The organism is Cupriavidus alkaliphilus, assembly GCF_014191175.1.
Lineage (GTDB): Bacteria > Pseudomonadota > Gammaproteobacteria > Burkholderiales > Burkholderiaceae > Cupriavidus > Cupriavidus alkaliphilus.
Genome location: NZ_JACHWE010000005.1, coordinates 113,927 through 139,598, shown reverse-complemented (window position 1 = coordinate 139,598; position 25,672 = coordinate 113,927). Strand labels below are relative to the sequence as shown.

The window sequence follows — 25,672 nt, the reverse complement described above, 5'->3', positions numbered from 1 at the left end:
GCCTTAAGCCATCCCTGCCGTGATCGCGGGGAGCATCCTGCGTCCGATTATGCCATGCGCTCCCAATGCCTTTGGTATCAGAAGACCTGCAAGCAACTGGAAAAGCCGGGCGCAGCCCTGCCGCGGGCGAGCACCTCCCCCCAAATCGACCATCGCCGGATCGCGGCCCAACCCCTTTCGTTTCGTCGACCCCAGCAAGCAGATTGTCCGGCTTCCGAGGATCGCCCGCGTCGACGCCCATCGCCTTGCCTCCCTCCCCTAACACGCAACAAGCCGCACTTGGCGATTCCCACGCAAAAAATATGTGAATGAGAATTCCTCGCATCTAACGGCTACATTGTTGCGCCTCCTGTTTTTGCCTTCTTCTTGCTGATGCCAGCATTTCCCCGTCATCCCGGCTTGATCGCCAGCCATGCCTGTCGTGCCAGCCTGATCCTCTTTACCTTGTCCAATGCGGCGCTCGTTCGAGCGCAGGAGCTTGCAGGCTCGGCCAATCTTCCTGAAGTCCGCGTCAGTGCGAATGCTGGCGGGAGCGGATACGTTGCTACCGAGGCCAGCGGAGCAACCCGGACCGAAACGCCGTTGCGCGAAGTACCGCAGTCCGTGCGGGTGGTCACCTCGGAACTGATTAACGACCTCGGTGCAACCCGCCTTGCAGACACGGTGGACTATGTGAGCGGCGTGGCCCGCCTGAATGACTTTGGCGGAACTTGGGACAACTATGCCATCCGTGGATTCAGCAGCACGGATATGGGATACCTGGTCAACGGCTTTCCTGGCTCGCGCGGCTACAACCCGATGCGAGATGCCGCCACGGTCGAACGCTTTGAATTCCTGAAGGGGCCTGCCGCGGCGCTATATGGCAGCAGTGAGCCGGGCGGCACCATCAACATTGTCACGAAGAAACCCAAATTCACGCGGGCAACCACGGCGGAACTCAGTGCCGGGACGCTCGGGTTCAGACGCGCCACGGTCGATACCACCGGCCCCCTCAATGAAAAGCTGGCCTATCGCCTCAATGCCATGGCCGAGGACAGCGCCAGTCGCAGCTCCCTGATCGACAGCCACAAGTACCTTGTGGCGCCAGCGTTCGCCTGGGCGCCAGACGACCGCACGCTGCTGCAATACGAGGGCGAATTCATGCGAGTGCGTACACCGCTGGACCGTGGCCTCGTCAATGTGAATGGCAGAATCACCCTCCCCCGCGACCGCTACCTCCAGGAACCCAACGATCCCAACCTCCATCTTTCCAGCGATACGCACCAGTTGACGCTCGACCGCCAGCTTTCCGCCAGCTGGCGTACACGGATAGGCGTGAGCTACAAGGAATCCAGCTTCGAGGGATACGCCGCAGAGTTTGGCAGCTTGCGCGCGGACGGCCGTACCCTCACGCGCCGCCATAGCTGGCGGACACTGCCTTCACGCGACACGTCGGCCAACGCCGAGGTGGAAGGCAACTTCCATACCGGTGGCCTGGGTCACCGCATGCTCGTCGGCATCGAGGCTTCGCGCCTGTTCATGGGGATGGATATCGCCTACTCCAGCCTCGCGGCCAACCCTTATGCAATTGACCTCTACGAACCGGTGTACGGGCAAGCGAAGCCGCCGCTCGCGCCGAGCATATCGACGCGCGAAAACCAGCGCAACGTTGGTGCCTATCTGCAGGATGAGGTATCGATTGGAGAGCGATGGAAACTGCTGGCCGGAGTACGCTTCGACAATTTCCACCAGTCGGTGGATAACCTCCTCACCGCAACCTCGACCCGCCAGAGCCAGACAGCCGTGTCGCCCAGGCTGGGGTTGACGTGGCTGCCCACCGCGCAGCTTTCCGCATACGTGTCCGTCGGCAAATCCTTCCGCCCGAACAGCGGCGTGGACGAGGCCGGCAATGCCTTCGATCCGCAGCACGCCCGCGCGGTAGAGGCAGGGCTGAAGTGGCAGTCCAACGACGAGCGGCTAGGGGCAACGCTCGCGGTCTTCGATATCCGCAAGAACAACGTCCTGACGCGCAGCCCCACCAACCCCAATTTCAATATCGCCGCCGGCCAAGCCACGAGCCGCGGGCTGGAGATAGACGTCTTCGGCCAGCTGGATCAGCACTGGCGCATCAGCAGCAGCTTTACCCTGATGAACGCCAAGGTCACCGAGGACAACGCCATCGCGCCCGGCACCCGCCTGACCAATATTCCCAAGGTCAGCGCGAGCCTGCTCGCCATTCGTGAAGATGCCATGCCCGTGTTCGGCGGGCGGTACGGCATTGGCACAGGGATCGTCTATGTGGGATCGCGCTCCGGCAATGCCACCGACACGTATTCACTACCCGCCTACGCCACCGTGAAGCTGGTCACCTACTGGCAGATGGATCGCCGCACTCGCGTGTTCCTGGACATTCACAATGTGTTCGACAAGACCTATTATCCCGCGTCGTGGGGTAACCTCGCGGTAGTACCGGGGTTGGGGCGGCAGTTTGTCGCCGGACTGCGATACCAGTTCTGAATCTGTGTGGGTGGGGGGCGACACTGGCCGCTCCCAAAACAACTGAAGGTTGGAGAAGACCAGGATCGGTGTGCCACGTCGAAGATGCCGTGTTGGCAGGAGGCAATCGCACTCAAGTCAACAGGCCGCCATCACGACCTCCCCTTACAAATACTTGAACAGATTCATCCCCTGAATCTGCATGAACGACTGCTGCGCCCCCTGCAGCGCCACCTGCCGCTGGTAATACTCGGTAATCGCCTTGGCGTAATCCAGGTCCTGCAACCCAGACAGCGTCTGCGAATACGTCAGGTCCCGGTTGGCACCAACATCATCCAGCGCATCCAGCTCGTTCATGCGCGAGCCCACCGAGGCGCGCACGGTCAGCACGTTGTCGAGCGAGTTGGAGAACTGGCGCACGGCGGTCGACAGCACGTTGCCCAGGTTGGCGCGGTCGTTCTCCAGGGCGGCGGGCTGGCGCAGCGTGTCGATCACGGTCTGCAGGTTGGCGAACATGTCGGTGCCGGCCTCGCTGGCCGGCTGCATGGTCAGGGTGTCGCCGGCCTTGGGGGCGCCGGAGACGTTGAAGGTGAAGCCCGCCACCTCGATCTGCGCGGGGGAGGTGTAGGCCAGCGGGCCGGCCACTACCGGGGCGGGGGTGGTGCCGGTCGAGGTGTCGGTGATGGTGTATTCCATCTGCCCCGTGGCGTTGGCCGTGAACGACATCTGCAGCGCATGGCCGAACAGCGGGTGGCTCGGGTCGGTGGTCGACACCGTGCCGAAAGTGGCGGTGCCGGTATTGGCGGGGTTGCCCTTGACCACATAGCCGGCGCCGCCGGTCACGCTCATGAAGACTTCGCGGCCGGTGTTGCCGGCGGGCATCTGGCGCGCCACGTCGACCTGCAGCAGTTGCTGGCCGTTGTCGCCGATATAGTTGCTGGCGCCGGCGCTCTGCGTGAACGGCGCGCTGCCCGAGCGCGTGCCGCCGAACAGGAACTGGCCGTTGCCGTCGTCGGAGTTGGCCAGGCTCAGCAGCTGGTTGTACAGCCCTTCCAGCGCGGTCGCCAGCGAGCCGCGGTCGGCATCGCTCATGGTGCCGTTGCCGGCCTGCACCAGCATGGTCTGGATGTTCTGCGTGATGGTGGTCACGGACTGCAGCGCGTTTTCTTCCGCCGCCAGCGCGACATTGGCCTGGTTGCGGGACGTGGCGTACTGCCCGTTGACGGCCTGCGCCTGGCTGACGCCCAGCGCGCGAGTGGCGCCGACCGGGTCGTCCGACGGGGTCAGGATGGAGCGGCCGGTGCCGAGCTGCTGCTGGATATGCATCAGCGCGCCCTGCTGGAAGTTCATCGAAGCCAGGCCTTGCTGGTACAGGGTGGAGCTTGCAACGCGCATATGGGTTACCTCTCTGACGCGGGTGGCTGCGGCGCTTAGCGGCCGATGCCGATGATGGTGTCGAACAGCGTGCCAGCGGTCTGGATCACGCGCGCATTGGCCTGGTACAGCTGCTGGAAGCGCAGCATCGACACGGTTTCCTCGTCCATGTTGACGCCGGAGACCGACTGCTGCGCGGTCTTGATCTGCGTGGTGATGCTGTCCTGCGAGGCCGAGGCGATCTTGACCGACTTGGCGCGCGTGCCGACATCGTTGACCAGCTGCGCGTAGGCTTCGCTGAAGCTGGACACGCCGCCGATGGTCTTGGCGTTCTGCAGCTTGGCCAGCGCCAGCATGTTGCCGTTGTCCTTGACCGCGCCGGCGTTGCTGCCCAGCGTGAAGCTGTCACCGGCGGCGGGCGTGCCGCCGAAGCTGAAGGTCAGGCCGTTGAGGGTGAAGTCGGTATTGCTGCCGTTGGGCACGCCCACCGGCTGAGGCGCCATGGCCACGCCGCCAACCTTGAACACGTAGTTGGTGCCGTCGAACTCGGCGGTGATCTTGCCGGCCGGCGGGGTGAACCCGGGCGCGACCTTGCTCAGCGACGCGGTGGCGTTGCCCTTGTTGCCGGCGGTCGCCTCGATGTAGGCGGCCGAGGCCGCGGCGATCTTCGCGGGATCGTTGATCGCCATGTCGAAGCCGGTGGCAGCGTTGCGGGTGGGCTGCACCGTGAACGAATCGTTGGTGCCCATCGGCGCGTTGATTTCGACGGTAAAGCCGTCGGCGCTGAATTGCAGCGGGTAGGTGGCGCCGCCGGCCGGCACGGGCGTGACCACCTGCTGGTTGTCGGACAGGCGCGTCAGCGTGTAGTTGGTGCCGTCGAAGTGGAGCTTGTAGTCGCTGGTGGTCAGCGCCGAGGCGTTGTCGATGGTGGCGGTGGCTACCGTGGTCTTGACGGTGTTGTTGGCATTGGGGATGGTGGTGGCGCCGCCCAGCTTGAACATGTCGGTGCCGGGGGCGCCGTTCAGGTCGATGCCGAGCTGGTGCTGCGCATTGAAGCTTGCGCCGATCGCCAGCGACAAGCGGCCGATGGCGCTTTGCGCCGGGTCCAGGGTTTCGGTGCGGAACTGCAGCAGGCCGCCCAGCGAGCCGCCGGTGAGCGCGCCCGGCTCGCTCTCGATCACCGCGCCGGTGGGCAGGGTGTAGGCCACCACGGTGCGGTTGGGGTCGGCGGCCGAGGCCACGGCCTTCAGTTCATAGGCGTCGTTGCCCATCACCAGCGGCTGGCCGTTGCCGACGAAGACGTTGTAGGTGCCGCCGTCCTGCACCACCACCTTGGCGCCGACCAGCTTGGTCAGCTCGGCCACGGCCTGGTCGCGCTGGTCGAGCAGGTCATTGGGCGGCTGGCCACCGGAAGCTGCCTTCAGCCGGGTGATTTCCTGATTCAGGTTGGCGATCTGCTTGGTGTACGCGTTGACCTGCGTGACGGCGGTGCCGACCTGCTCGTTGACGCCGGCCTGCAGCTGCTTGAAGTAGTTGCTGGCCGAGCGCACCTGTCCCACCAGCGCCTGGCCCGCCGACAGCATGCCCTGGCGCGCGGCCGGATCGGCCGGGGTATCGGCCACCGCCTGCACCGCGGCGAAGAACTTCTGCATCAGCGGCGCCAGGCCGCCCTTCTGGTCGGCCAGCAGGTTGTCGATCTGGCTGATCTGGCCCGAGTACGCCGCCAGCGAGGCGCTGGCCGAGGTGGCGCCGCGCAGCTGGCCGGTCAGGAACTCGTCATAGACGCGGATCACCGTGGTGGTGTTCGAGCCGAAGCCGTAGAAGCCCTGGCTGGTGTACTGGCCGCCGGCAGAAGCGACGATGGTGTTCTGGCGCGAGTAGCCTTCGGTTGCCGAGTTGGCAAAGTTGTGGCCCGTCGTCGTCAGCGCGTTCTGCGCGGTGTTCAGGCCGGAGAGGCCAATACTGAAGAGAGACATGGTGCTCTGATCCCGGATTTTTAGGACTGCCGCGGCGTGGGGCCGGCGGTGTGGATGTGGGAGTTATCGGCTGGGTGGGGGTGGGACTTTAGGTGTGGAAGCGAGCTTCACTGGATCTCCCGCTGGTTTGCTCCCCTCTCCCGCTTGCGGGAGAGGGGCCGGGGGAGAGGGCAGGCCTGTGCCTGCCGATATCCTTTGTCGCAAGGGACGCTCCCGCCCTCTCCCCCACCCCTCTCCCGCGCGCGGGAGAGGGGAGCCGCGCTCCGGCGGCGTAGGCTCCGGCTTGCCCTACGGCTTGCCCTACGGCTTCCCCTCAGGCCGCCACCTTCTTCATGATCTTCACCAGCTTGTGCCCGTACGCCGGATCCGTGGCATACCCCGCCCGCTGCAAGCCGTGCGCCGCGTCTTCGGCGGTGGCCGCGCTGACCACGCCCGCATAGCGCGGATTGCTTGTCAGCAGGCGCGCGTAGTCGGCGCAGGCTTCGTCATACGAGCCATAGGCGCGGAACTTCGCCCGCACCTTCTGCGGCTGGCCGTCGATGTATTCCGTGGTGGTGATTTCCGCGACGCGGCCCTTCCAGCTGGGCCCGGCCTTGATGCCGAACACGTTGAACGTGGTGGAGCCATCGGCGTGCGTGATCTCGCGCTGGCCCCAGCCGGATTCCAGCGCGGCCTGGCCGACGATCAGCCGCGCCGGCACGCCGCTGGCGCGGGAAGCGGCTTCGGCGGGCCCGGCCATGCGGGCGACGAAGGCGCTGACGTGGGCCGGCGCGTCGTCGGGCAGCCGGCCGAGCCGGTCTTCGCCCGGGCCACGGTCCGCGTAGGACTGCGGCTGGTACTGGCGCAGGCCCGCGGTGGGATTCCATTGCTGGCCCGCGACGGTGGTGCCGATCGCCGGCAGGTCCGCCTGCTCGCCCGCGTCGGCAGGCATGGCGCCCGCACCGCGGCTGTCGAGCAGCCTGGCCATCTCGGCATCGGCGGCCTTGCCGGCCGCAGCCGGAGTCAGCGCGTTCATGCCGGAGGGCATCGCGGTGCCGGTGGCGCGCGCCAGCTGGCGCACCATCACATCGGCCAGGCCGATGCCGCGCGACGACATCTGCTGCGCCAGCTGCTGGTCCATCATCGACAGGTAGAGCTTGCTCTGCTCGTTGTCGAACAGGCCGTCCTGCGGCGTGGCGTCGCGCATGCTCTTGAGCACCATCTGCGTGAACACCGCCTCGAACTGCTTCGCGACGGCCTGCAGCGTACTGGCGTCGGCGCCGCCACGCGCGCTGTGCTTGAGCGCCTCGAAGCCTTGCGTGTCGAGCGCGAAGCGCTGGGTCAGGTCGGCGCCCGGCGGCGGCAGTGCGCCGCTGTGAATGCCGCTGGTCATGCCTCAGATCACTTCCAGCTCGGCGCGCAGCGCACCGGCCGCGCGCATCGCTTCCAAAATGGTCTGCAGGTCGGCCGGGGTCGCGCCCAGCGCGTTCAGCCCCTTGACCACGGCCGCCAGCGAGGCGCCCGCCTTGACGATCTGCAGCGAACCGCCCTGCTGCTTCATGTCGATCTGCGACACCGGCGCCACCACGGTCTGGCCGCCGCTGAACGGCGCGGGCTGGCTGATCACCGGTTGCGTGTTGATCACCACCGACAGGTTGCCGTGCGCCACCGCGCAGTCATCCACGGTCACGGCCTGGTTCATCACGATGGAGCCGGTGCGGGCGTTCAGGATCACCTTGGCCGCGGCCTTCGCCGGCGTGACGTCGATATTCTCGATACGGGCCAGGAAGCCCACGCGCGCCGCCGGCGATGCCGGCGCGCGCACCTGCACCACGCGGCCGTCCAGCGCCGCGGCGACGCCACCGCCCATGTTGCGGTTGATCGCTTCGACCACGCGCTCGGCGGTGCCGAAATCCGTATCCTTCAGTTCCAGGTTGAGCACGCCGCCATCGGGCTGGAACGGCGCGACCGCGCGCTCGACGATGGCGCCGTTGGCGATGCGCCCCACCGCCAGCTGGTTGATCTGCACCTTGCTGCCGTTGGCCGACGCGCCCGCGCCGCCCACCAGCATATTGCCCTGCGCAATCGCGTAGACCTGGCCGTCGGCGCCCTTGAGCGGCGTCATCAGCAGCGTGCCGCCGCGCAGGCTCTTGGCATTGCCCATGGACGACACCACCACGTCGAGCTGGCTGCCGGGCTGCGCGAACGCGGGCAGCGACGCGGTCACCATCACCGCCGCCACGTTCTTGAGCTGCATGTTCTTGCCTGCCGGCAGCGTGATCCCCATCTGCGAGAGCATGTTGGTCAGGCTCTGCGTGGTGAACGGCGTCTGCATGGTCTGGTCGCCGGTGTTGTCCAGCCCCACCACCAGGCCGTATCCCACCAGCGGGTTCTCGCGCACGCCCTGGAAGGTGGCCAGGTTTTTCAGGCGCTCGGCCTTGGCACTGGAGGCAAAGGCGCCGAAGGCCACGCCCAGCGCCAGGCTGACCATGGTCAGCCGCAGCAGGCGGGACAGGAAACGAGCGAGCATCTGGGCAGACATGGCGCGGTCAGAACGGAGAAACATTGAGGAAGAAGCGCTGCAGCCAGCCCATGTTCTGCGCTTCGTCGATCACGCCCTTGGCGGTGTATTCGATGCGCGCATCGGCGACCTGCGTCGACAGCACGGCGTTGTCGCCGGTGATGGTGCGGGGATTGACCACGCCCGAGAAACGGATGAACTCGGCTCCCTGGTTGATGGCCATCTGCTTTTCGCCGGAGACCACCAGGTTGCCGTTGGCCAGCACTTCCAGCACGGTCACGGTGATGGTGCCGTTGAAGGTGTTGGCGGCGCTGGCGCCGCCGCTGGCCTTCATGGTGTTGGCGCCGTTGATGTTGGCGTTCTGGCTGGTGCCGAACAGCCCGCCCAGCGCGCGCGGCACCGCGTCGAACGCCAGCGCGGCGTTGCCGGTGCGGCTGGTGTTGGTGCCGGAGTTCTTGCTGGCGTTGACGTTCTCGGTAATCAGGATGGTCAGGATGTCGCCCACGTTGCGCGGGCGGCGGTCCTCGAACAGCGGATTGCCGGCGTAGGAAGACTGGTAGATCGAGCCCGACGCCGGGCCCATCGGGCGCGGCTCGGCGCGCGCCGTGGTAGGCATCTGCACCAGCGGCTCGCGCGGCATCAGCGCGCAGCCGCTTGTGGCCAGCATTGCCACGCCGGCCAGGCAAACCAGCGCGCGCGCGCCCAGGCGGGAAAGCAAGGTGGCCATGTTCACACCAATCAACCCAGTTGCGACAGGCGCTGCAGCATCTGGTCGGATGCCTGCACCGCCTTGCTGTTGATCTCGTACGCGCGCTGCGTCTGGATCATGCTGACCAGTTCCTCGACCACGTTCACGTTGGACGCCTCGACATAGTTCTGCTGCACCACGCCTGCGCCGTTCAGGCCCGGCACGGTGGAGTTGGGCGCGCCCGAAGCGTCGGTCTGCACATACAGGTTCTCGCCCATGCTTTCCAGGCCGGCCGGGTTCATGAAGGTGGCCAGCTGCAGCTGCCCCACCTGCACGTTGGCGCTGGAGCCCGGCTGCGTCACCGACACCGTGCCGTCGCGGCCGACGGTCATCGTCAGCGTGTTGGCGGGGATGGTGATGGCGGGCTGGATCACGAAGCCGCTGGAAGTCACCAGCTGGCCGTTCTGGTCCACCTGGAACGAGCCGTCGCGGGTATAGGCGGTGGTGCCGTCGGGCAGCGCCACCTGGAAGAAGCCCTGGCCCAGGATGGCCACGTCCTTGGCATTGCCGGTCTGCTGCGGGTTGCCCTGGGTATGGATGCGCTCGGTCGCCACCGGACGCACGCCGGTGCCCAGCTGCATGCCGGAGGGCAGCGTGGTCTGGTCCGACGACAGCGCGCCGGGCTGGCGGATGGTCTGGTACATCAGTTCCTCAAACACCGCGCGGCCGCGCTTGAAGCCGTTGGTCGACACGTTGGCCAGGTTGTTCGAGATCACGTCCATCTGCGTCTGCTGCGCATCGAGGCCGGTCTTGGCAATCCAGAGAGAGCGGATCATGTGGGTCCTTGCGTGGGTGCTGGGGCTGGCACGGTAACGCCGTGCCAGCCGGTCATTCGGTTCAGTTGGTCGAGAGCAGCTGGTTGGCGCGCTGCTCGTTGCCGTCGGCGCCCTGGATCATCTTCATCTGCATCTCGAAGCGGCGCGCGTTGGCGATCATCTCGACCATGGCTTCGGTCGGGTTGACGTTGCTCCCCTCCAGCGCGCCCGAGATCACGCGCACGGTGGGATCGGCCTCGAGCGGCTGCGCGCCGGGGCGCAGGCGGAACAGGCCGTCATCGCCGCGGGCGATGGCGTCGTTGGGCGGATTGACCACGCGCAGCCGGCCCACCTGCGCCAGGCCGGCCGAGGCTTCGCCCGGGCCGCGCGCGGTGATGGTGCCGTCGGTGCCGATGGTCACCTGCGAGCCCGGCGGCACTGCCAGCGGACCGCCGTCGCCCATCACCGGCAGGCCGGAGATGGTCTGCACCTGGCCGTCCTGCGCCACCTGCAGCGCGCCGGCGCGGGTGTAGGCCTCGGTGCCGTCGGGCGCCTGCACCACCAGCCAGCCATTGCCCTGCAGCGCCACGTCCAGCGTGCGGCCGGTGTAGGTCAGCGGGCCGGCGCGCATGTCGGCACCCGGCGTGGAGGCCAGCGCAAAGGCGCGCGTGCCGGCCTCCGCCCCGACCACCGGCACCGCGCGGTACAGGTTGACCTGGGCGCGGAAGGCCGGCGTCGAAACGTTGGCGAGGTTGTTCGATACCGCCGCTTGCTGGTCGAGTATCTGCTTGGCGCCCGACAGGGCGGTGTAGATCATGCGGTCCATGGCGGCGACTCAGCTCAGCGTGGCGGTCACAGGTTGACCAGGGTCTGCATGACCGTGTCCTGCGCCTTGATGGTCTGCGCGTTGGCCTGGTAGTTGCGCTGCGCCACGATCAGGTTCACCAGCTGGCCGGACAGGTCCACGTTCGAGGCTTCCACCGCGTTCGAGCGCAGCGTGCCCAGGCTACCGCCGGCCACGCCGAGCAGCGGCTGGCCCGACGCGCCGGTGGCGGACCACACGTTGTCGCCCTCAGGCTTCAGGCCTTCGACGTTGCCGAACGCGGCCATCACGATCTGGCCCAGCGGCTTGGTCTCCTCGTTGGAATAGCTGCCGACGATGGTGCCGTCGCCGTTGACCGAGAAGCCCAGCAGGCTACCCGAGGTATAGCCGTTCTGGCGGAGCTGCTTGACGTCGTTGTCGGCACCGAACTGGGTGGTGCCGGTCAGGTCCAGGCGCATGGCCATGGCCTGGGCGCCGTTGGCCGCCGGCTGGGTCAGCGTGACCGCGCCCGCGCCGGGTGCCTGCAGCGCGCCGGCGTTGTCGAACGACAGCGTGGCCGGTGCACCGCCGACGGCGTTGCCGTTGACGTCGGTCACGTACATCTGCCAGTCGGTGCCGCCCGGCACGGTCGGCGCCGCGCCCGACTTGGCGAAGTACGCCATCAGCTGCTGCTTGTTGCCCAGCGAGTCATAGACGTTGATCGCCGTGCTGTAGTTGAACATGTTGCTGGTCGGCGGCACGCCGGGCGCGCTGGCAAACGCCTGCGTCGGCACGGTGGCGCGCGAATCGAGCTGGAACTTGGCGGTGATGCTGCTGGTAGCGCGCGGCTCCATCTGCGCGTTGCTGATCACCAGCGGCTGCGGCTGCACGCCGGCGCCGCCTGCCACGCCGGCCGGATAGCCGGTCACCTGCAGGCCCTGCATATTGGTGATGCGGCCGTCGTCCTGGCGCTGGAACTGGCCGTTGCGCGAGTAGTAGACCGCGCCTTCCGGGCTGGTCATGCGGAAGAAGCCGTTGCCGTTGGTGATGGCCACGTCCAGGGACCGGCCCGAGGCCTCGATATTGCCCTGGTTGAACGACTGCACCACCGAGTTCACGCGCACGCCCAGGCCGATCTTGGTGCCGGCGTAGACGTCGGCGAACTGCGCGGCCGATTGCTTGTAGCCAACCGTGTTGGCGTTGGCGATGTTGTTGCCGATCACGTCCAGGTTGGACGCGGCGGCGTTCAGGCCGCTTACCCCTTGACCGAAACCCATGATTGCTTCCTTTTGACTAGGCTATGGTTGAAGCCGGCCGGCGCCTGGGCGCTGCCGGCACCTGCGTTTTAGAGAATGCGGCGCACGTCGTCGACGTTGGCGGTCTGGCCGTCGCCCAGGTCCACCAGCACGCCGGTGGCGTCACCGCTGATGCTCTCGACCTTGCCGTACACCAGCGCCACCGGCTGCACCGAGGTGCCGTTGGCGGTGGCGGTCATCTTGAAGGTGTAGTCGCCGTCGGCCACGGCCACGCCGGCGTTGTTCTTGCCGTCCCACGCGATGTTGTGCACGCCCGCGGTCTGGCCCTTCATGTCGATGGTGCGCACCACGTTGCCGTCCTTGTCGAGCACGTCGACGGTGACGGCATCCGCGGTCGACGGCAGGTCCACGCCGATCTTGCCCGGCACGCCGCCTTCCACCGATACCTGCTTGCCCGGCACCATCACGGTACGGCCGATCAGCGCGGCCGAGTCCATCGCGCGGCTGGCGCTGACCTGCGACAGCAGCTGCGACAGCGTCGCGTTCATGGTCTGCATGCCGCTGACCGTGCTGATCTGCGCCAGCTGCGAGGTCAGCTGCGCGTTGTCCATCGGGTTGAGCGGATCCTGGTTGTTCATCTGCGTGACGAGCATGGTCAGGAAGTTGTTCTGCAGCTCGGACGCGCTGGCGCTGCCGCTCTTGAGCGCATCGTTGATGCCTTGCGTGTTGCTGCCTACCGGCGGGGTGGTGGTCATGTCAGTTGGTTGTGTGCGAGGTGCGGATGGAGCCGTTGCCGTGACGGGCCGGGGCGTCTTACTGGCCGATCGTCAGCGTCTTGAGCATCATGTTCTTGGCGGTGTTGAGCACTTCCACGTTGGCCTGGTACGAGCGCGAGGCCGAGATCATGTTGACCATCTCCTCCACCGGGTTGACGTTGGGCATCACCACATAGCCCTGCGCATTGGCCATCGGATGCGTGGGGTTGTGCACCATGCGCGGGGGCGACGGATCCTCGCTCACGCCCTGCACCTGCACGCCGCCGATATCGGTCTGGCCCGGCGTGGGCGCCATGCCGAACACCACCTGCTTGGCGCGGTAGGCCTGGCCGTCGGGGCTGACCACGCTGTCGGCGTTGGCCAGGTTGGACGCGGTCACGTTCATGCGCTGCGACTGCGCGGCCATGGCCGAGCCCGCGACGTCGAAGATGTTCATTGCCGGCATGGGTTCGCTCCCCGGTTACTGCTGGATCGCGGCCAGCATGGTCTTGATCCTGGAATTCATCACCGTCAGGCCGGATTCGAAATGCACGGCGTTGTCGGCAAAGGCCATGCGTTCGGTGTCCATTTCCACGGTGTTGCCGTCCACGCTGGACTGCAGCGGGATGCGGTAGGCCAGGTCGAATTCCTCGCGGCCGGGCGCCTGCGCGGGCAGGTGGCGCACCGAGGTGGTCGACAGCGACATGCCCTCGTTGCGGTGGCCGCGCTCCACGGTCTGCGCCAGCGTGCTGGAGAAATCAAAGTCGCGCGCCTTGTAGCCGGGCGTGTCCGCGTGCGCGATGTTCGAGGCAATCACCGACTGCCGCTGGTTGCGCAGGCTCAGCGCTTCCTGCTGGAAACGTAGCGCCGCATCAAGTCTGTCAATCATCTGGCATCTCCCCTGCTGGGCCAGCGCTCCCGCAATCGGAGCGCACGTAGCTTCTTCAGGGTTGGCATCTTAGGCGGGGAGCTGTCACGCCAATCGGATGAATAAGGACGGGAAATCCGCGCATTTCGGCCCGCCCGCGCGCGGGGCGCTGCCTACAATGGCCCCCGATGACAGATGTATACGGCGCGCGCAGCCAGTCACGGGGCCGCGCGCCGTCCTTGCCGGGAAGTCCAGATGACACAGCTTTGCCGCAACGCGCGCCGCCTGGCGCAAGCCGCTCTTGGCACTTGCCTGCTGGGCGCTTGCCTGTTTGGCCACGCCGGCGCCGCGCCGGGGCAGGTCACGCCGGTAGCCATGCAGGCGCCGGCCGCGCACGGTGCCGGTACTTCCGCGCACGCCGCGGCCAGCCCCTTTTCCGAAGACCCCGCGCGCGTAGCGGTCGAACGCTTCCTGCAGCAGCAGACCGCCGGGCTGCCGGGCAAGGTCAGCGTGCAGGTGGCGCCGCCGTCAGGCGGGCGCGCGCCCGAATGCATCGCGCCCGATCCCTTCCTGCCCGCCGGCGCTTCGCCGTGGGGGCGCGTTTCGGTAGGCGTGCGCTGCGGTGGCGAGCGGCCCTGGGTGCGCTATATGCAGGCGCGCGTCTCGGTGCTGACCGACTATTACGTGGCCGCGCGCGCGCTCGGTGCGGGCGAGCCGGTCGGCCAGGCCGATATCGAAGTCCGCCAGGGCGACCTGGGCGCACTGCCGCGCGCGGTGATCACCGACCCGGCGCAGCTTGCCGGGGCCGTCACCGCCAACCGCATCGCCGCCGGCTCGCCGCTGCGCACCGACCTGCTGCGCAAGGCCATCGCCGTGCGCCAGGGCCAGACCGTCACCGTGGCGGTCGAGGGCGATGCCTTCCAGATCACCAGCGAAGGCAAGGTGCTGGCCGACGCCGCCACCGGCAACACCGTGCAGGTCCGGCTGCGCAACGGCCAGGTGGTCAATGGCCTGGTCCGCAGCGGCGACACCGTGGTGCTGCAATGACAATGCGCCAAGTGCTGTAACCGTGGCTGAGATGACTGGAATTCCGGGGCCAGCGGCGTGCGAAAATGCCGCCGCAGCCGCCGTGCAGCGAATCCGGGCCAGGCGCCCTAAAGAATTCGCCGGCGCGTCCGTAATGCCATAGGAAACCAGCAAGGATCGCCCCGTGAAGATCAACCACTCCACCTCGTCCCGGCCCGCCGACGCCGCCGCAGGCGACGCCGCCCGGCCCCAGGCCGCCCCGGCCGCCGCCGATGCCGCCGCGCCGTCCGCCGGCCTGAGCGTCAGCCCGCTGGCCGCGCAGGTGCGCGACATCAGCGCCCGCCTGGCCCAGCCGGCTGACGACGATATCGATACCGCCAAGGTCGAAGAGATCCGCCAGGCCATCGCCGAAGGCCGGATCAAGATCGACCCGGGCAAGATTGCCGATGGCCTGCTCGCCACCCTGCGCGAGCTCGGCCAGGCCGACGCCAAATAGCCATCATGAGTCAGAGCCTGATCCAGTCCCTGCAGCGCGAAACCGAAGGCATCCAGGCCTTCGGTCAACTCCTCGCCGAAGAGCGCGACGCCCTCAAGCGGGGCGACTTCCAGTCCCTGAGCGGGCTGCTGACGCGCAAGGTAGAACTGGGCCAGGCCCTGTCCCGCCAGCTCAAGACCCGCGAAGCCCAGATGGGCGCGCTGGGCCTGCGCGCGGGCCCCGATGGCCAGCTGCTCGGCCGCCAGGTCGAACCGGCGGTGGCCGATGCCTGGCGCGGGCTGATCTTTGCGGCCCGCACCGCGCGCGACGCCAATGCGCTCAACGGGGCGGTTGTGGACGCCCATCTCGACTTCACCCGTGAAGCCATCCAGGCGCTGCGCCAGCATAGTGGCGGGGATGCGGGGTTGTATGGGAAGGATGGGAAGGCGGCGGCTGGGGTGGGTGGGGTTAGTTTGGCGGCTGGGTAAGCACGTCTCACACGGCAGGGGTCCGCCTGCGGTCACAAAAATGTTCCATTTTTTCGTCACTTACTTGAAACCAACGAAAAAACGGAACATACTGTGGCCGTCATGCCGCGCAACCGCCAAACCCAACGCGTCCTTGACCTGGCCTCCAGGAAAGGAATGCTGCGCCCCGCCGATCTCGACAACATCGAAGTTCCCCGTGTCATCCTGAGCCGCATGGTCGGCGCCGGGCTGCTCGAAAGAATCGATCGGGGCATTTACCGGCTGTCGAATGATCCACCCTCGGAGTACGAGAGCCTGGCCGCCATTGCCACCCGGGTGCCGCAGGCTGTCTTCTGCCTGCTGACAGCGCTGCAGTTCCATGGGCTGACCACGCAGCTTCCGCGCGAAGTCTGGATTGCGATGCCGCGAGGCAGCCATGCGCCAAGGATCGACTTCCCTCCGATCAAGATGATCCAGGTTGCCGACGACATCTTCTCGGCAGGCATTGACGTGGTCGAGCGCGACGGGATTGCGCTGCGGGTCTATAGCGCCGCCCGAACGGTGGCAGATTGCTTCAAACACCGCAATAAGCTTGGGCTCGATGTGGCACTGGAAGCCCTGAGGGACGCCCGGGCACAGCAGAAGGCATCGGCGGACGACCTCTGGCGCTTTGCCAAGATTTGCCGGGTCGCCAACGTCATGCGCCCGTACCTTGAGGCTGTCGAATGACCACCGACCTCGCCGAGTCGGTGCGAGCGCGACTGCTGAACATCGCCAAAGCACAGAGAGCGGACTTCAACCAGGTGCTGGTGCGTTATGCGCTGGAGCGCATGCTCGATCGGTTAAGCCAGTCACCACATGGCGAGCGCTTCGTGCTCAAGGGCGCCTTGCTGTTCACGCTCTGGTACGACATGCCGCATCGCGCTACCCGCGATGCCGACTTCCTTGGCTTCGGAGCGAGCGATCTGGCATCCATCGCGAAAACATTCCGCGAGATCGTCGCTGTCAGTGTCGACGATGGCATGGCATTCGATCCGGCATCGGTAACCACCGAGGAAATCCGCAAGGATGCGGGCTACGCCGGCGCGCGCGTCTTGCTTACCGGGGAACTGGCGCGGGCGCGATGCCGGGTGCAAGTCGATATCGGGTTCGGTGATGCCATCACGCCGGGGCCGGTCGACGCCGCCTATCCGGTTCTGCTCGATGATTTGCCGGCGCCGCGGCTACGCACCTATCCGGTCTACACGGTCGTTTCCGAAAAACTGCATGCCATCGCGTTGCTTGGCATGGCGAACAGCAGGCTAAAGGACTATTTCGATCTGGCTATCCTGCTGGGTCGCGAGACTCTCGATGCAGAGATCCTGGCAAGCGCGGTGGCAGCGACTTTCACAAGACGCGGCATGCCGGTCCCTAGTGCGCTGCCGCTTGGACTTACCGAAGAATTCTCCACTGATCCGTCGCGGCAGGCGCTGTGGCAAGCGTTTCTGAAGAAAAACGCGCTCACATGGGAAGCGCTGCCAGACACCGTTGCAGCGTTGCGAACGGTCCTGCAACCGATCTTGATTCGCGCCTGCGCGATCGCTGGTCAGCAAGCCTGACCACGGGAGCTTTTCGCAGGCGCTCTGTTTTCTCCCCTCTCCCGCTTGCGGGAGAGGGGCCGGGGGAGAGGGCCGGCGGTGGCAATTGCGACGGCCCTTACTTCGTCGATACTCCCGCCCTCTCCCCGACCCTCTCCCGCAAGCGGGAGAGGGAGTACACAAGCTGAAATGGGAAAGCCCGAGGCAGTAATATCACTGCGGGTTTTCTCCCCTCTCCCGCTGGCGGGAGAGGGGCGGGGGTGAGGGCCGGCGCTGGCAATTGCGACGGCCTTCACTTCGTCGACACTCCCGCCCTCACCCCAACCCTCTCCCGCAAGCGGGAGAGGGAGTACACAAGCTGAAATGGGAAAGCCCGAGGCAGTAATATCACTGCGGGTTTTCTCCCCTCTCCCGCTTGCGGGAGAGGGGCCGGGGGAGAGGGCCGGCGGTGGCAATTGCGATGGCCTTCACTTCGTTGAAACTCCTGCCCTCTCCCCAGCCCTCTCCCGCAAGCGGGAGAGGGAGTACACAATCTGAAATGGGAAAGCCCGAGGCAATGATATCGCTGCGGGTTTTCTCCCCTCTCCCGCTGGCGGGAGAGGGGCCGGGGGAGAGGGCCGGCGGTGGCAATTGCGACGGCCCTTACTTCGTCGATACTCCCGCCCTCACCCCAACCCTCTCCCGCAAGCGGGAGAGGGAGTACACAAGCGGAAATTGGAAAGCCCAAGGCCCTTGATGCCGCTGCGGGTTTCTCCCTCTCCCGCTTGCGGGAGAGGGAGAGTACACAAGCGGGAATTGGAAAGCTCGATTAAAAGTCGCGTGGGCAAGAATCGGCAAGGCCCTATCTAAACCCCACCACCACCTCATTACTCCGCCCCTGCAACACCGGCACCAGACTCCCCTGCCCCGGCACTCGGAACGCGAACACAAACCCCTTGGTGGCATCGTCGCCCAAGAACGCATCGGTCTTGCCCTCAGCCTGCGGCAGCAGCACGCAGCGCTGGGCATTGCACAGGTAGGCCTGCAGTTCCTGCGGCGGCGTCTTGGCAAAGCTGTAGCGCCAGCGCACCGAGGTAATCACCCCTTCTGATTGCGGCAACACGCCGGTGGGCAGGATCGGCGGCGATACCGCGCGTTGCCCACGGCCGTACAGGGCCGGGCCGTTGACCGAACCGGTCCAGGCGTGACGGGTGCCGGCATCGAACGCGGCCCACGCGCATGCCGAGATGGCTGCCAGCAGGCAGCAGGCGCCACGGGCAATGCGCGCCTTCCCCGGCATTACAGCAGGCCGCGCAACTGGTTGCGCAGCCGGTTGATGGCCTGGCCGCGGATCTGGCATACGCGCGACTCGGTCACGTCGAGCACCGCGCCGATTTCGCGCAGGTTCAGTTCCTGGTCATAGCACAGCGACAGCACCAGCTTTTCGCGCTCGGGCAGGCGTTCGATGGCGCGAACCAGCGCCTCGCGCATGCCGCTTTCCATCAGCACGGTAAGCGGGTTGCCGTCATCGCTGCCGCCGAGGTGGCGATCGAGGAAATCTTCTTCGCCGGAGCGCTCGAAGTCTTCATAGTGCAGCAGCTGGCAGCCATAGACTTCGTTGAGCAGCAGCTGGTATTCGTCCAGCGGCATCTCCATGGCCTCGGCCACCTCGGAGTCGATGGGCGTGCGGCCGAGCTTCTGTTCCAGGTTGCGCTGGGTGCGCTCGATGCGGCGGGTGAACTGGCGCAGGCTGCGCGATTGCCAGTCGTTGGCGCGCACTTCGTCGAGCATGGCGCCGCGGATGCGCTGGCTGGCGTAGGTCTCGAAGCGCGCGCCGTGGGTGTCTTCGTAGCGCTTGGCGGCGTCGAGCAGGCCGATCATGCCGGCCTGGATCAGGTCGTCGATCTGCACGCTGGCGGGCAGCCTGGCGGCGAGCTGCAGCGCGATGCGCCGCACCAGCTGGGCGTGCGCCTTGACCACATCGGCCTGTTCGAGCTTTCCCTGGATCGTGTACATGGTGCAATTCTCGTGACTGCTGGATGGCTGGACCGGCGCGCTTTTGCGTGCCGGCTGGCTCAGGGTGTGGTGGTTTCGGGTGGCATGGCTGGCAGGCTCAGGCCATGGCGGGCGCAGCTGCTGGCGCGGCGGCATCCGCGCGCAGCGGCCAGGCGCCGATGCCGCCGGCGCTGCGGCGCAGTGCCGCGGTGGCCGGTGCCGCCGGGAAGGCCTCGACCACGCAGCGGCCCAGCTGCGCGGCGCGCGGCACCAGCGGGTCGGCCGGCAGCCAGCCCGCGCACAGCACTTCGACGCCGAGGTACTGGCTGGCGGTGCGCGCCAGGTTGCGCAAAATGGCCTGCACCGTGGCTTCGCTGGCCGCCAGGTTGACGATCAGGTGGAACTGGCGCCACGCATACAGGTGGTGCAGCCGCTTGATGCATGCGTAGGCGGCGGTGATCGACGCCAGCTCCGGACGCATCACCACCAGCACGTTGTGCGCACCGCCCGCGAGCGGCGACAGCGCGCCGTCGGCATCGAGGCCGGCATCAACGAGCACGCTCCGAAAATCGTTCGTCGCCGTCGTCGGCAAGGCAGCACCCGACACCGGCCGACCAGCCGGCACCACCGACAGCACACCTTGCGGGCTCACACCCGCCGCAGCCTCCAGCGACAGCCGGCCCGCGTGAACGTCAGCCAGCGTGCCCACCGGCCTGGCGCCAGACAAGCGCGTGGCACGGGCGTTGGCGTCTTCGTCTACCAGCAGCACGCGCTCGCCCTGCATCGCCAGCGCATGCGACAGACCCAGCGCCACAGTGGTGGCACCGGCGCCGCGTTCGCTGGCAAGCACGGCGATGCGGCGCGTGGTGCGCGGCGCCAGCATCCGGCGCAGGCTCTCGGCCTGGTCCATGGCGAGGGAACTCACTGCACGGCCTCCGCGGTAGCGGCAGGCGCTGCGGCGCCGCGGCCCGGATAGTTTTCCAGCACGTCGAGCAGGGCCAGCATGCGGCCCATGCCTTCATTGAGCACGGTGCCCGGCACCGGTGCGCCCGGGCGCACCGCTCGGCCGGCCAGGCGCGCGAGGAACGCGGGCGCAGCCGCGGTCGGCTCGTGTTCCAGGCGCAGCACCGACATGCCCAGCTGCAGCGCGGCCACGGCGGCGCCGGCGGCATCGTGCGCATCCTGCGCGAAGTGGTCGATGGCATGGCGCATCGTGCGCAGGCCGGCCTCGGCCGCATCGGTCCACAGCGCCCAGCGCGCCACCTGCGCGGCATCCAGGGCCAGGGCCGGATCGCACAGCAGGTAGCGCGTATCGAGCAGCTCCCCGGTGGCGCGGTCGGCCAGGCGGGCCACCACCAGGCAGGCGTCGATGCCGCCGTCGGGCGTGCCCTTGCCGCGCACCGGGCTGTCCGGCACGCGCACGTCGGCAGTTGCCAGCCAGCGCACGGCATCGCGCTCGCGCACGGTGTCTTCGCCGACGGCGTGGAAGGTCAGCGTGTCCGCCAGCGCATCGAGCTTCCACGCGGCGCCGGCGCTGACCACGCGCGCGGTCTTGCGCGCGCTGGCCACCCAGCGCTCGCCGGCCTGCTGCCAGCGCGCCAGCGTGGCGGCGGACGGCATCGCCTCGAGCAGGTTGACGACCTTGCGCGCGGCGCTCATCGCGGCGCGCAGGTTGGCGGCGTCGGATTCGGCTTCGCCCAGCGGCTGGCCGGCACGGCCAGTGGGGGTGACGGCGGCAGCCAGCGGCATGCCGTTGCGGTCGGCCAGCCACAGCGTGTGCTGCGTCGGCTGGGGCGAGCGGCGTCCGGGCACGGCCACCTGCAGCGTGGCGGCAACGGCCAGCACGTACTGTTCGCACTGGCGGGTCACGTCCCGGCACACGGCTTCGCGCACCTGCTGCGACATGGCGCGCAGGGCTGGCGCGCCGGCGCTGCGCTGTTGCCACAGCGAGCGGGCCAGATCGAAGCCCAGGCCCGCGCCATTGAGTTCGGCCACGCACTGGCCCAGCGCGTCGGCGCTGTCGGTCAGCGAGCGCAGCACGTCGGTGGCGCCACCGCGCGCAGTTGTCTCTTCCCCCGCGCCAGCGGCGGCACGGCGCGCGGCATCGGCATCGGCAAACACCGAGCCGCGGCGCGGCGTCAGGAAGGCGCGCTCCACCAGCGCGGTGCTGCTGGCCAGTTCCAGGTGCTCGGGCACGCGCTGCCCGGTGGAGGCATAGAAGACAGGCAATCGGTGGCGGATCACCACGTCCAGCACCGAACCCAGGTGGGTGGCTTCGTCCAGCTTGCTGATGATGCAGCCATCGATGCCGCCGCCATCCGGCGCGGCGTCATGGCGGTAGGCATGCACCACTTCATTGAGGGTATCGCCGTGGCTGGCGCCGTTGAGCAGCAGCACGCGCTGCACCGGCGCGGGCACGCCGGCCAGCATGGCGATCTGTTCCGACAGGCTGCGGTCGCGTTGGCTCATACCAACGGTGTCGATGATCACCAGGTGCTTGTCCTTCATCGCCGCCAGCGCAAAGCGCAAGTCGGCGGCGTCCTTCACCGCATGCACCGGCACGCCCAGGATGTCGCCATAGATGCGCAGTTGCTCATGGGCGCCGATACGGAAGCTGTCGGTAGTCAGCAGCGCCAGCTTGTCGGCGCCGTGGCGCAGCACGAAGCGCGCGGCCAGCTTGGCCGTGGTGGTGGTCTTGCCCACGCCGGTGGGGCCCACCAGCGCCAGCACGCCGCCTTGCGCGAACAGGTGGTCTTCGTCGGCCAGCACCGGCAGCTTGCTGGCCAGCTCCGCGCGGATCCAGCCCATCGCCGCGGGCCGGTCATAGCCCAACGGCAGCCGCGCCAGCAGCGTGCGCGCCAGTTGCCCGGAAAAGCCCGCGCCCACCAGCCATTCGAACAGGGATTCGCGCAGCGGATCGCTCGCGGCCACGCCATGCGCCGCCGCACTCGGGGCAACGCCCGGTGCCGCGCTGATGCCGGCCAGCTGGCGTTCCAGCATCGCCCGCATCGATTGCAGCTCGCCACGCAGGTCGCCGATGGCGGCAGGCTCTGCCGCCGGTGCGGGCGGCACATACACCTGCGCCGTGGCGGACACGCTGCCCAGGTCCGTATCGCGCATGGCGACGATCTCCACGCCGCCCTCGACGGTGCGGTTGGACAGCACCACGGCATCGGGGCCCATGGCTTCGCGCACCTGGCGCATGGCTTCGCGGCCGTTGGCCGCGACAAACTTGGCTACGCTCATCTATGGCTCCTCACGCGCCGATCATGGCGGTGATGCGGATATTGCGGTTGTCGGGCACCTCGGCGTGCGACAGCACCCGCAGCTGCGGCATGGTGCGGCGCAGGAAGCGCGCCATCAGCGGACGCAACTGCGACGGCACCAGCAGCACCGGGTCCATGCCCATCTGTTCCTGGCGCGTGACCGCGCCCTGGGTCTGCTGCAGCAGCGCGTCGGCCAGGCCCGGCTCGATGCCGCCGCCGTTGGTCAGCGCCTGCGACAGCACGCGCTCCAGGCCGGCATCGAGGCCGATCACCTGCAGGTCGGCGTTGTTCGGGAACAGCTGCTGCGTGATGGCGCGGCCCAGCGCCACGCGCACCATCGCGGTCAGCTCGTTCGGATCGCTGATCTTGGGCGCGTGCTCGGCCACCACATCCAGGATGGTGCGCATGTCGCGGATCGGCACGCCTTCGTCCAGCAGGTTCTGCAGGATCTTCTGCAGCGCCGTCAGCGAGATCGTCTTCGGCACGAGGTCTTCGGTCAGCTTGGGCGAGTCCTTGGCGATGCGGTCCAGCAGCGCCTGCACTTCCTGGCGGCCCAGCAGTTCGGCCGCGTGCATGTGGATCAGGTGGTTCAGGTGCGTGGCCACCACGGTGCTGGCATCGACCACGGTATAGCCGTACGCCTGCGCCTGCTCCTTGATGCCGGCATCGATCCACACCGCCGGCAGGCCGAAGGCCGGATCGCGCGTGGCCGCGCCCGGCAGCGTGCCGCTGACCTGGCCGGGGTTGATCGCCATCCACTGGCCCGGCATGGCTTCGCCGCGGCCGATCTCCACGCCCTTGAGCGTGATGCGGTAGGCGTTGGGCTTCAGTTCCAGGTTGTCGCGGATATGCACCACCGGCACCAGGAAGCCGATTTCCTGCGCCACCTTCTTGCGGATGCTCTTGATGCGGCCCAGCAGTTCGCCGTCCTGCGCGCGGTCCACCAGCGTGATCAGGCGGTAGCCCACTTCCATGCCGAGCGGGTCCACCAGCGTGACGTCGTCCCAGCTGGCTTCGGTCGATTCCTGCGCCACCGCCGGGGTGCGCTCTTCGCGCTGTTTGGTCTGCGCCTGCGTCGCCGCGCGGCGCGCGACATACCGGCCCATCCACACCAGCGCGCCCGCCAGCAGCAGGAAGGCAAAGTGCGGCATGCCCGGGATGATGCCCATCAGGCCGATGATGCCCGCGGTCAGGTACAGCACGCGCGGGTTGGCAAAGAGCTGGCCGGTGAGCTGCTCGCCCACGTCCTGCTCGTTCGACACGCGCGACACGATCACACCGGCGGCGGTGGAGATCACCAGGGCCGGAATCTGCGCCACCAGGCCGTCGCCGATGGTCAGCAGCGTGTAGTTGTGCACGGCGGTGCCGAAGTCCAGGTCATGCTGGACCATGCCCACCACCATGCCCGCGGCCACGTTGATAAACATGATCAGCAAGCCCGCCACCGCATCGCCGCGCACGAACTTGCTGGCACCGTCCATGGCGCCGTAGAAGTCGGATTCCTGCGCCACCTCGGCGCGGCGCTTCTTGGCGGCGGCTTCGTCGATCAGGCCGGCGTTCAGGTCGGCGTCGATCGACATCTGCTTGCCCGGCATCGAATCCAGCATGAAGCGCGCGCCGACTTCCGCAATCCGCCCCGCGCCCTTGGTGATCACCATGAAGTTGATCACCACCAGGATGGCGAACACCACGATGCCCACCGCAAAGTTGCCGCCCACCAGGAAGTGGCCGAAGGCCTCCACCACCTTGCCGGCCGCGTCCGGGCCGGTATGGCCTTCCAGCAGCACCACGCGCGTGGACGCCACGTTCAGCGACAGCCGCAGCAGCGTGGTGAACAGCAGCACCGCCGGGAACGCCGCAAAATCCAGCGGCTTCTGCGTGTACATGCTGACCAGCAGCACCATGATCGCCAGCGCGATATTGAAGGTGAACAGCAGGTCCAGCACAAAGGGCGGCAGCGGCAGGATCATCATCCCCAGGATCATGATGATCAGCAGCGGCCCGGTCATGGCCTTGAGCTGGCCGGCCGAGCGCAGGCCAGGCAGGTTGAGCAGGTTGCTTAGTGCGTTCATTCGCGCATTTCCGGTACGGCGAGTTCATCGGGCACCGCCAGGTCCGCCGGCGCCTGCGGCTGCGGGCCCTGCGAGTAGTGCCAGTGCTTCAGTTGATAGACCCAGGCCAGCACTTCGGCCACGGCGGTATAGAGGCCGGCCGGGATTTCCTGGCCCAGCTCCACATGGCGGTGCAGCGCGCGCGCCAGCGGCGGCGCCGACATCAGCGGCACGCGATGCTCCGCGGCCAGCGCGCGGATGCGCGCGGCAACGTCGCCGGTGCCCTTGGCCACCACGCGCGGCGCGCCCATGCGCCCTTCCTCATAGCGCAGCGCCACCGCAAAGTGCGTGGGGTTGGTCACCACCACATCGGCCTTGGGTACCTCGGTCATCATGCGGCGGCGCGCCATGGCGCGCTGCTGCTGGCGGATGCGGTTCTTGATATGGGGGTCGCCCTCGCTCTCCTTGAATTCCTGCTTGACCTCTTCCTTGGTCATGCGCAGCTTCTTGAAGAACTCCCAGTACTGCCACGGCACGTCGATAGCCGCCACCACCAGCAGCGACAGCGACACCACCAGGCAGCAGAACATCACCAGGTCAACCATGTGCAGCAGCGCCTCCTGCACCGGCGCATTCATCAGCGCGATGGCCTCGGGCAAGCGCCGCCACAGCACCCACGCGCCGACCGCGCCCACCAGCAGCGACTTGGCCACCGCCTTCAGCAGCTCCACCAGCGAGTGCGCGGAAAACATCCGCCCCAGCCCCGCCAGCGGCGACAGGCGCGAAAACTGCGGCGCGAACGACTTGGCCGAGAACACCCAGCCGCCCAGCAGCAGCGGCGCGGCCAGCGCGGCCACGCCGAACAGCAGCAGCAACGGCAGGAAGGCCAGCAGGCTGTCCCACACCATCAGCGCAAAGCGCGACAGCATGCGCGACGGATCGAATGCCGTGGCCGGCTCGAAGCGCAGCGCGCCCTGCATCACCTGGTTCAGGCTGCGGCCCAGGTGGCCGCCCAGCGTCCACAGGCCGGTGACGCCGGCAATCAGCATGACGAACGTGGCCAGCTCGCGCGAACGCACCACCTGCCCCTCCTCGCGCGCCTTTTCCAGGCGCCGGGGTGAGGCGGGTTCGGTTTTCTCGAGATCGCTTTCTTCGGACATCCACGCTCCGTGCGAAGCGGCCAGCCGCTATTCGTCAGCGGGGATTATCGAAGCGCGGGGGTGTTCCCATTCGCACGAAAAGGCGGGGGAATTGGGTGCTGTTTGGGATATGGGGGACGCATCAGGTTAACGGCGGGCCGCCCGGGAGTCTTTAGAGGAAAAGTGAC

At 67.5% G+C, this 25,672-nt stretch carries 23 protein-coding genes; 6 read left to right on the top strand and 17 right to left on the bottom strand.

From position 1 onward, the window contains the following. Nucleotides 1-372 precede the first annotated feature (372 nt). Nucleotides 373-2,496: a TonB-dependent siderophore receptor gene (locus FHX60_RS18320; RefSeq protein ID WP_183284125.1), complete on the top strand. Its 2,124-nt coding sequence runs from the start codon at nt 373-375 to the stop codon at nt 2,494-2,496. Between the two features lie 144 nt (nt 2,497-2,640). Here the strand turns inward: FHX60_RS18320 and flgL are convergent, their stop codons facing one another. The 11 genes from flgL to flgB all read right to left on the bottom strand — a co-directional run bounded on the left by flgL (nt 2,641) and on the right by flgB (nt 13,530). Next, complete coding sequence (gene flgL, locus FHX60_RS18315; protein WP_183284124.1) at nt 2,641-3,870, bottom strand: flagellar hook-associated protein FlgL; 1,230 nt, start codon at nt 3,868-3,870, stop codon at nt 2,641-2,643. Between the two features lie 35 nt (nt 3,871-3,905). Further along, nucleotides 3,906-5,825 (bottom strand): flagellar hook-associated protein FlgK, encoded by a 1,920-nt coding sequence (gene flgK / locus FHX60_RS18310; protein ID WP_183284123.1) that lies wholly within the window; start codon nt 5,823-5,825, stop codon nt 3,906-3,908. Nucleotides 5,826-6,138: 313 nt separating this feature from the next. Next, on the bottom strand, nt 6,139-7,197 hold the full coding sequence (flgJ, locus tag FHX60_RS18305; RefSeq protein ID WP_183284122.1) for a flagellar assembly peptidoglycan hydrolase FlgJ: 1,059 nt from the start codon (nt 7,195-7,197) through the stop codon (nt 6,139-6,141). A 3-nt stretch (nt 7,198-7,200) separates the two neighbouring features. Then, nucleotides 7,201-8,346, bottom strand: coding sequence for a flagellar basal body P-ring protein FlgI (locus FHX60_RS18300; RefSeq protein WP_280526072.1), 1,146 nt, complete (start codon nt 8,344-8,346; stop codon nt 7,201-7,203). Between the two features lie 7 nt (nt 8,347-8,353). Further along, complete coding sequence (gene flgH, locus FHX60_RS18295) at nt 8,354-9,052, bottom strand: flagellar basal body L-ring protein FlgH (protein ID WP_092316041.1); 699 nt, start codon at nt 9,050-9,052, stop codon at nt 8,354-8,356. 11 nt (nt 9,053-9,063) lie between these two features. Next, on the bottom strand, nt 9,064-9,849 hold the full coding sequence (flgG, locus tag FHX60_RS18290; protein WP_183284121.1) for a flagellar basal-body rod protein FlgG: 786 nt from the start codon (nt 9,847-9,849) through the stop codon (nt 9,064-9,066). Nucleotides 9,850-9,910: 61 nt separating this feature from the next. Next, nucleotides 9,911-10,654 (bottom strand): flagellar basal-body rod protein FlgF, encoded by a 744-nt coding sequence (flgF, locus tag FHX60_RS18285; RefSeq protein WP_183284120.1) that lies wholly within the window; start codon nt 10,652-10,654, stop codon nt 9,911-9,913. Nucleotides 10,655-10,680: 26 nt separating this feature from the next. Further along, nucleotides 10,681-11,907, bottom strand: coding sequence for a flagellar hook protein FlgE (gene flgE / locus FHX60_RS18280; RefSeq protein WP_112774632.1), 1,227 nt, complete (start codon nt 11,905-11,907; stop codon nt 10,681-10,683). A gap of 68 nt (nt 11,908-11,975) precedes the next feature. After that, nucleotides 11,976-12,641 (bottom strand): flagellar hook assembly protein FlgD, encoded by a 666-nt coding sequence (gene flgD, locus FHX60_RS18275; RefSeq protein ID WP_183284119.1) that lies wholly within the window; start codon nt 12,639-12,641, stop codon nt 11,976-11,978. A 58-nt stretch (nt 12,642-12,699) separates the two neighbouring features. Then, nucleotides 12,700-13,107 (bottom strand): flagellar basal body rod protein FlgC, encoded by a 408-nt coding sequence (flgC, locus tag FHX60_RS18270; RefSeq protein ID WP_018006607.1) that lies wholly within the window; start codon nt 13,105-13,107, stop codon nt 12,700-12,702. Between the two features lie 15 nt (nt 13,108-13,122). Further along, on the bottom strand, nt 13,123-13,530 hold the full coding sequence (gene flgB / locus FHX60_RS18265) for a flagellar basal body rod protein FlgB (RefSeq protein ID WP_183284118.1): 408 nt from the start codon (nt 13,528-13,530) through the stop codon (nt 13,123-13,125). Between the two features lie 234 nt (nt 13,531-13,764). On the opposite strand from flgB, the gene flgA reads away from it, so the two are divergent. From flgA to FHX60_RS18240, 5 genes are all read left to right on the top strand, one after another. Continuing rightward, nucleotides 13,765-14,556 carry a flagellar basal body P-ring formation chaperone FlgA gene (gene flgA / locus FHX60_RS18260; protein WP_183284117.1) on the top strand — a complete coding sequence of 264 codons (792 nt, stop codon included), beginning with the start codon at nt 13,765-13,767 and terminating at the stop codon, nt 14,554-14,556. Between the two features lie 163 nt (nt 14,557-14,719). Further along, a complete protein-coding gene (flgM, locus tag FHX60_RS18255; protein ID WP_112774628.1) occupies nt 14,720-15,031 on the top strand; it encodes a flagellar biosynthesis anti-sigma factor FlgM in 312 nt (103 codons plus the stop codon). 5 nt (nt 15,032-15,036) lie between these two features. Further along, nucleotides 15,037-15,498, top strand: a complete 462-nt coding sequence (locus FHX60_RS18250; protein ID WP_092316057.1) for a flagellar protein FlgN — start codon at nt 15,037-15,039, stop codon at nt 15,496-15,498. A 102-nt stretch (nt 15,499-15,600) separates the two neighbouring features. Next, the gene (locus FHX60_RS18245) at nt 15,601-16,206 is read left to right on the top strand and encodes a type IV toxin-antitoxin system AbiEi family antitoxin domain-containing protein (protein ID WP_183284116.1); all 606 of its coding nucleotides are present in this window, start codon (nt 15,601-15,603) and stop codon (nt 16,204-16,206) included. Further along, a complete protein-coding gene (locus FHX60_RS18240) occupies nt 16,203-17,075 on the top strand; it encodes a nucleotidyl transferase AbiEii/AbiGii toxin family protein (protein ID WP_183284115.1) in 873 nt (290 codons plus the stop codon). The genes FHX60_RS18245 and FHX60_RS18240 overlap by 4 nt, the downstream gene beginning before the upstream one ends. An 820-nt stretch (nt 17,076-17,895) precedes the next feature. On the opposite strand, the gene FHX60_RS18235 is transcribed toward FHX60_RS18240, so the two are convergent. The 6 genes from FHX60_RS18235 to flhB form a co-directional block, all read right to left on the bottom strand. After that, complete coding sequence (locus FHX60_RS18235; RefSeq protein WP_183284114.1) at nt 17,896-18,333, bottom strand: flagellar protein FlhE; 438 nt, start codon at nt 18,331-18,333, stop codon at nt 17,896-17,898. After that, a complete protein-coding gene (locus FHX60_RS18230; RefSeq protein WP_092316269.1) occupies nt 18,333-19,049 on the bottom strand; it encodes an RNA polymerase sigma factor FliA in 717 nt (238 codons plus the stop codon). Before FHX60_RS18230 ends, FHX60_RS18235 begins: the two co-directional genes overlap by 1 nt. 97 nt (nt 19,050-19,146) lie before the next feature. After that, a complete protein-coding gene (locus FHX60_RS18225; protein WP_183284369.1) occupies nt 19,147-19,938 on the bottom strand; it encodes a MinD/ParA family ATP-binding protein in 792 nt (263 codons plus the stop codon). A gap of 11 nt (nt 19,939-19,949) precedes the next feature. Further along, the gene (gene flhF, locus FHX60_RS18220) at nt 19,950-22,274 is read right to left on the bottom strand and encodes a flagellar biosynthesis GTPase FlhF (protein WP_183284113.1); all 2,325 of its coding nucleotides are present in this window, start codon (nt 22,272-22,274) and stop codon (nt 19,950-19,952) included. A 10-nt stretch (nt 22,275-22,284) separates the two neighbouring features. Next, the gene (flhA, locus tag FHX60_RS18215; protein ID WP_183284112.1) at nt 22,285-24,366 is read right to left on the bottom strand and encodes a flagellar biosynthesis protein FlhA; all 2,082 of its coding nucleotides are present in this window, start codon (nt 24,364-24,366) and stop codon (nt 22,285-22,287) included. Then, complete coding sequence (gene flhB, locus FHX60_RS18210; protein ID WP_183284111.1) at nt 24,363-25,505, bottom strand: flagellar biosynthesis protein FlhB; 1,143 nt, start codon at nt 25,503-25,505, stop codon at nt 24,363-24,365. Before flhB ends, flhA begins: the two co-directional genes overlap by 4 nt. Nucleotides 25,506-25,672: the final 167 nt, after the last annotated feature.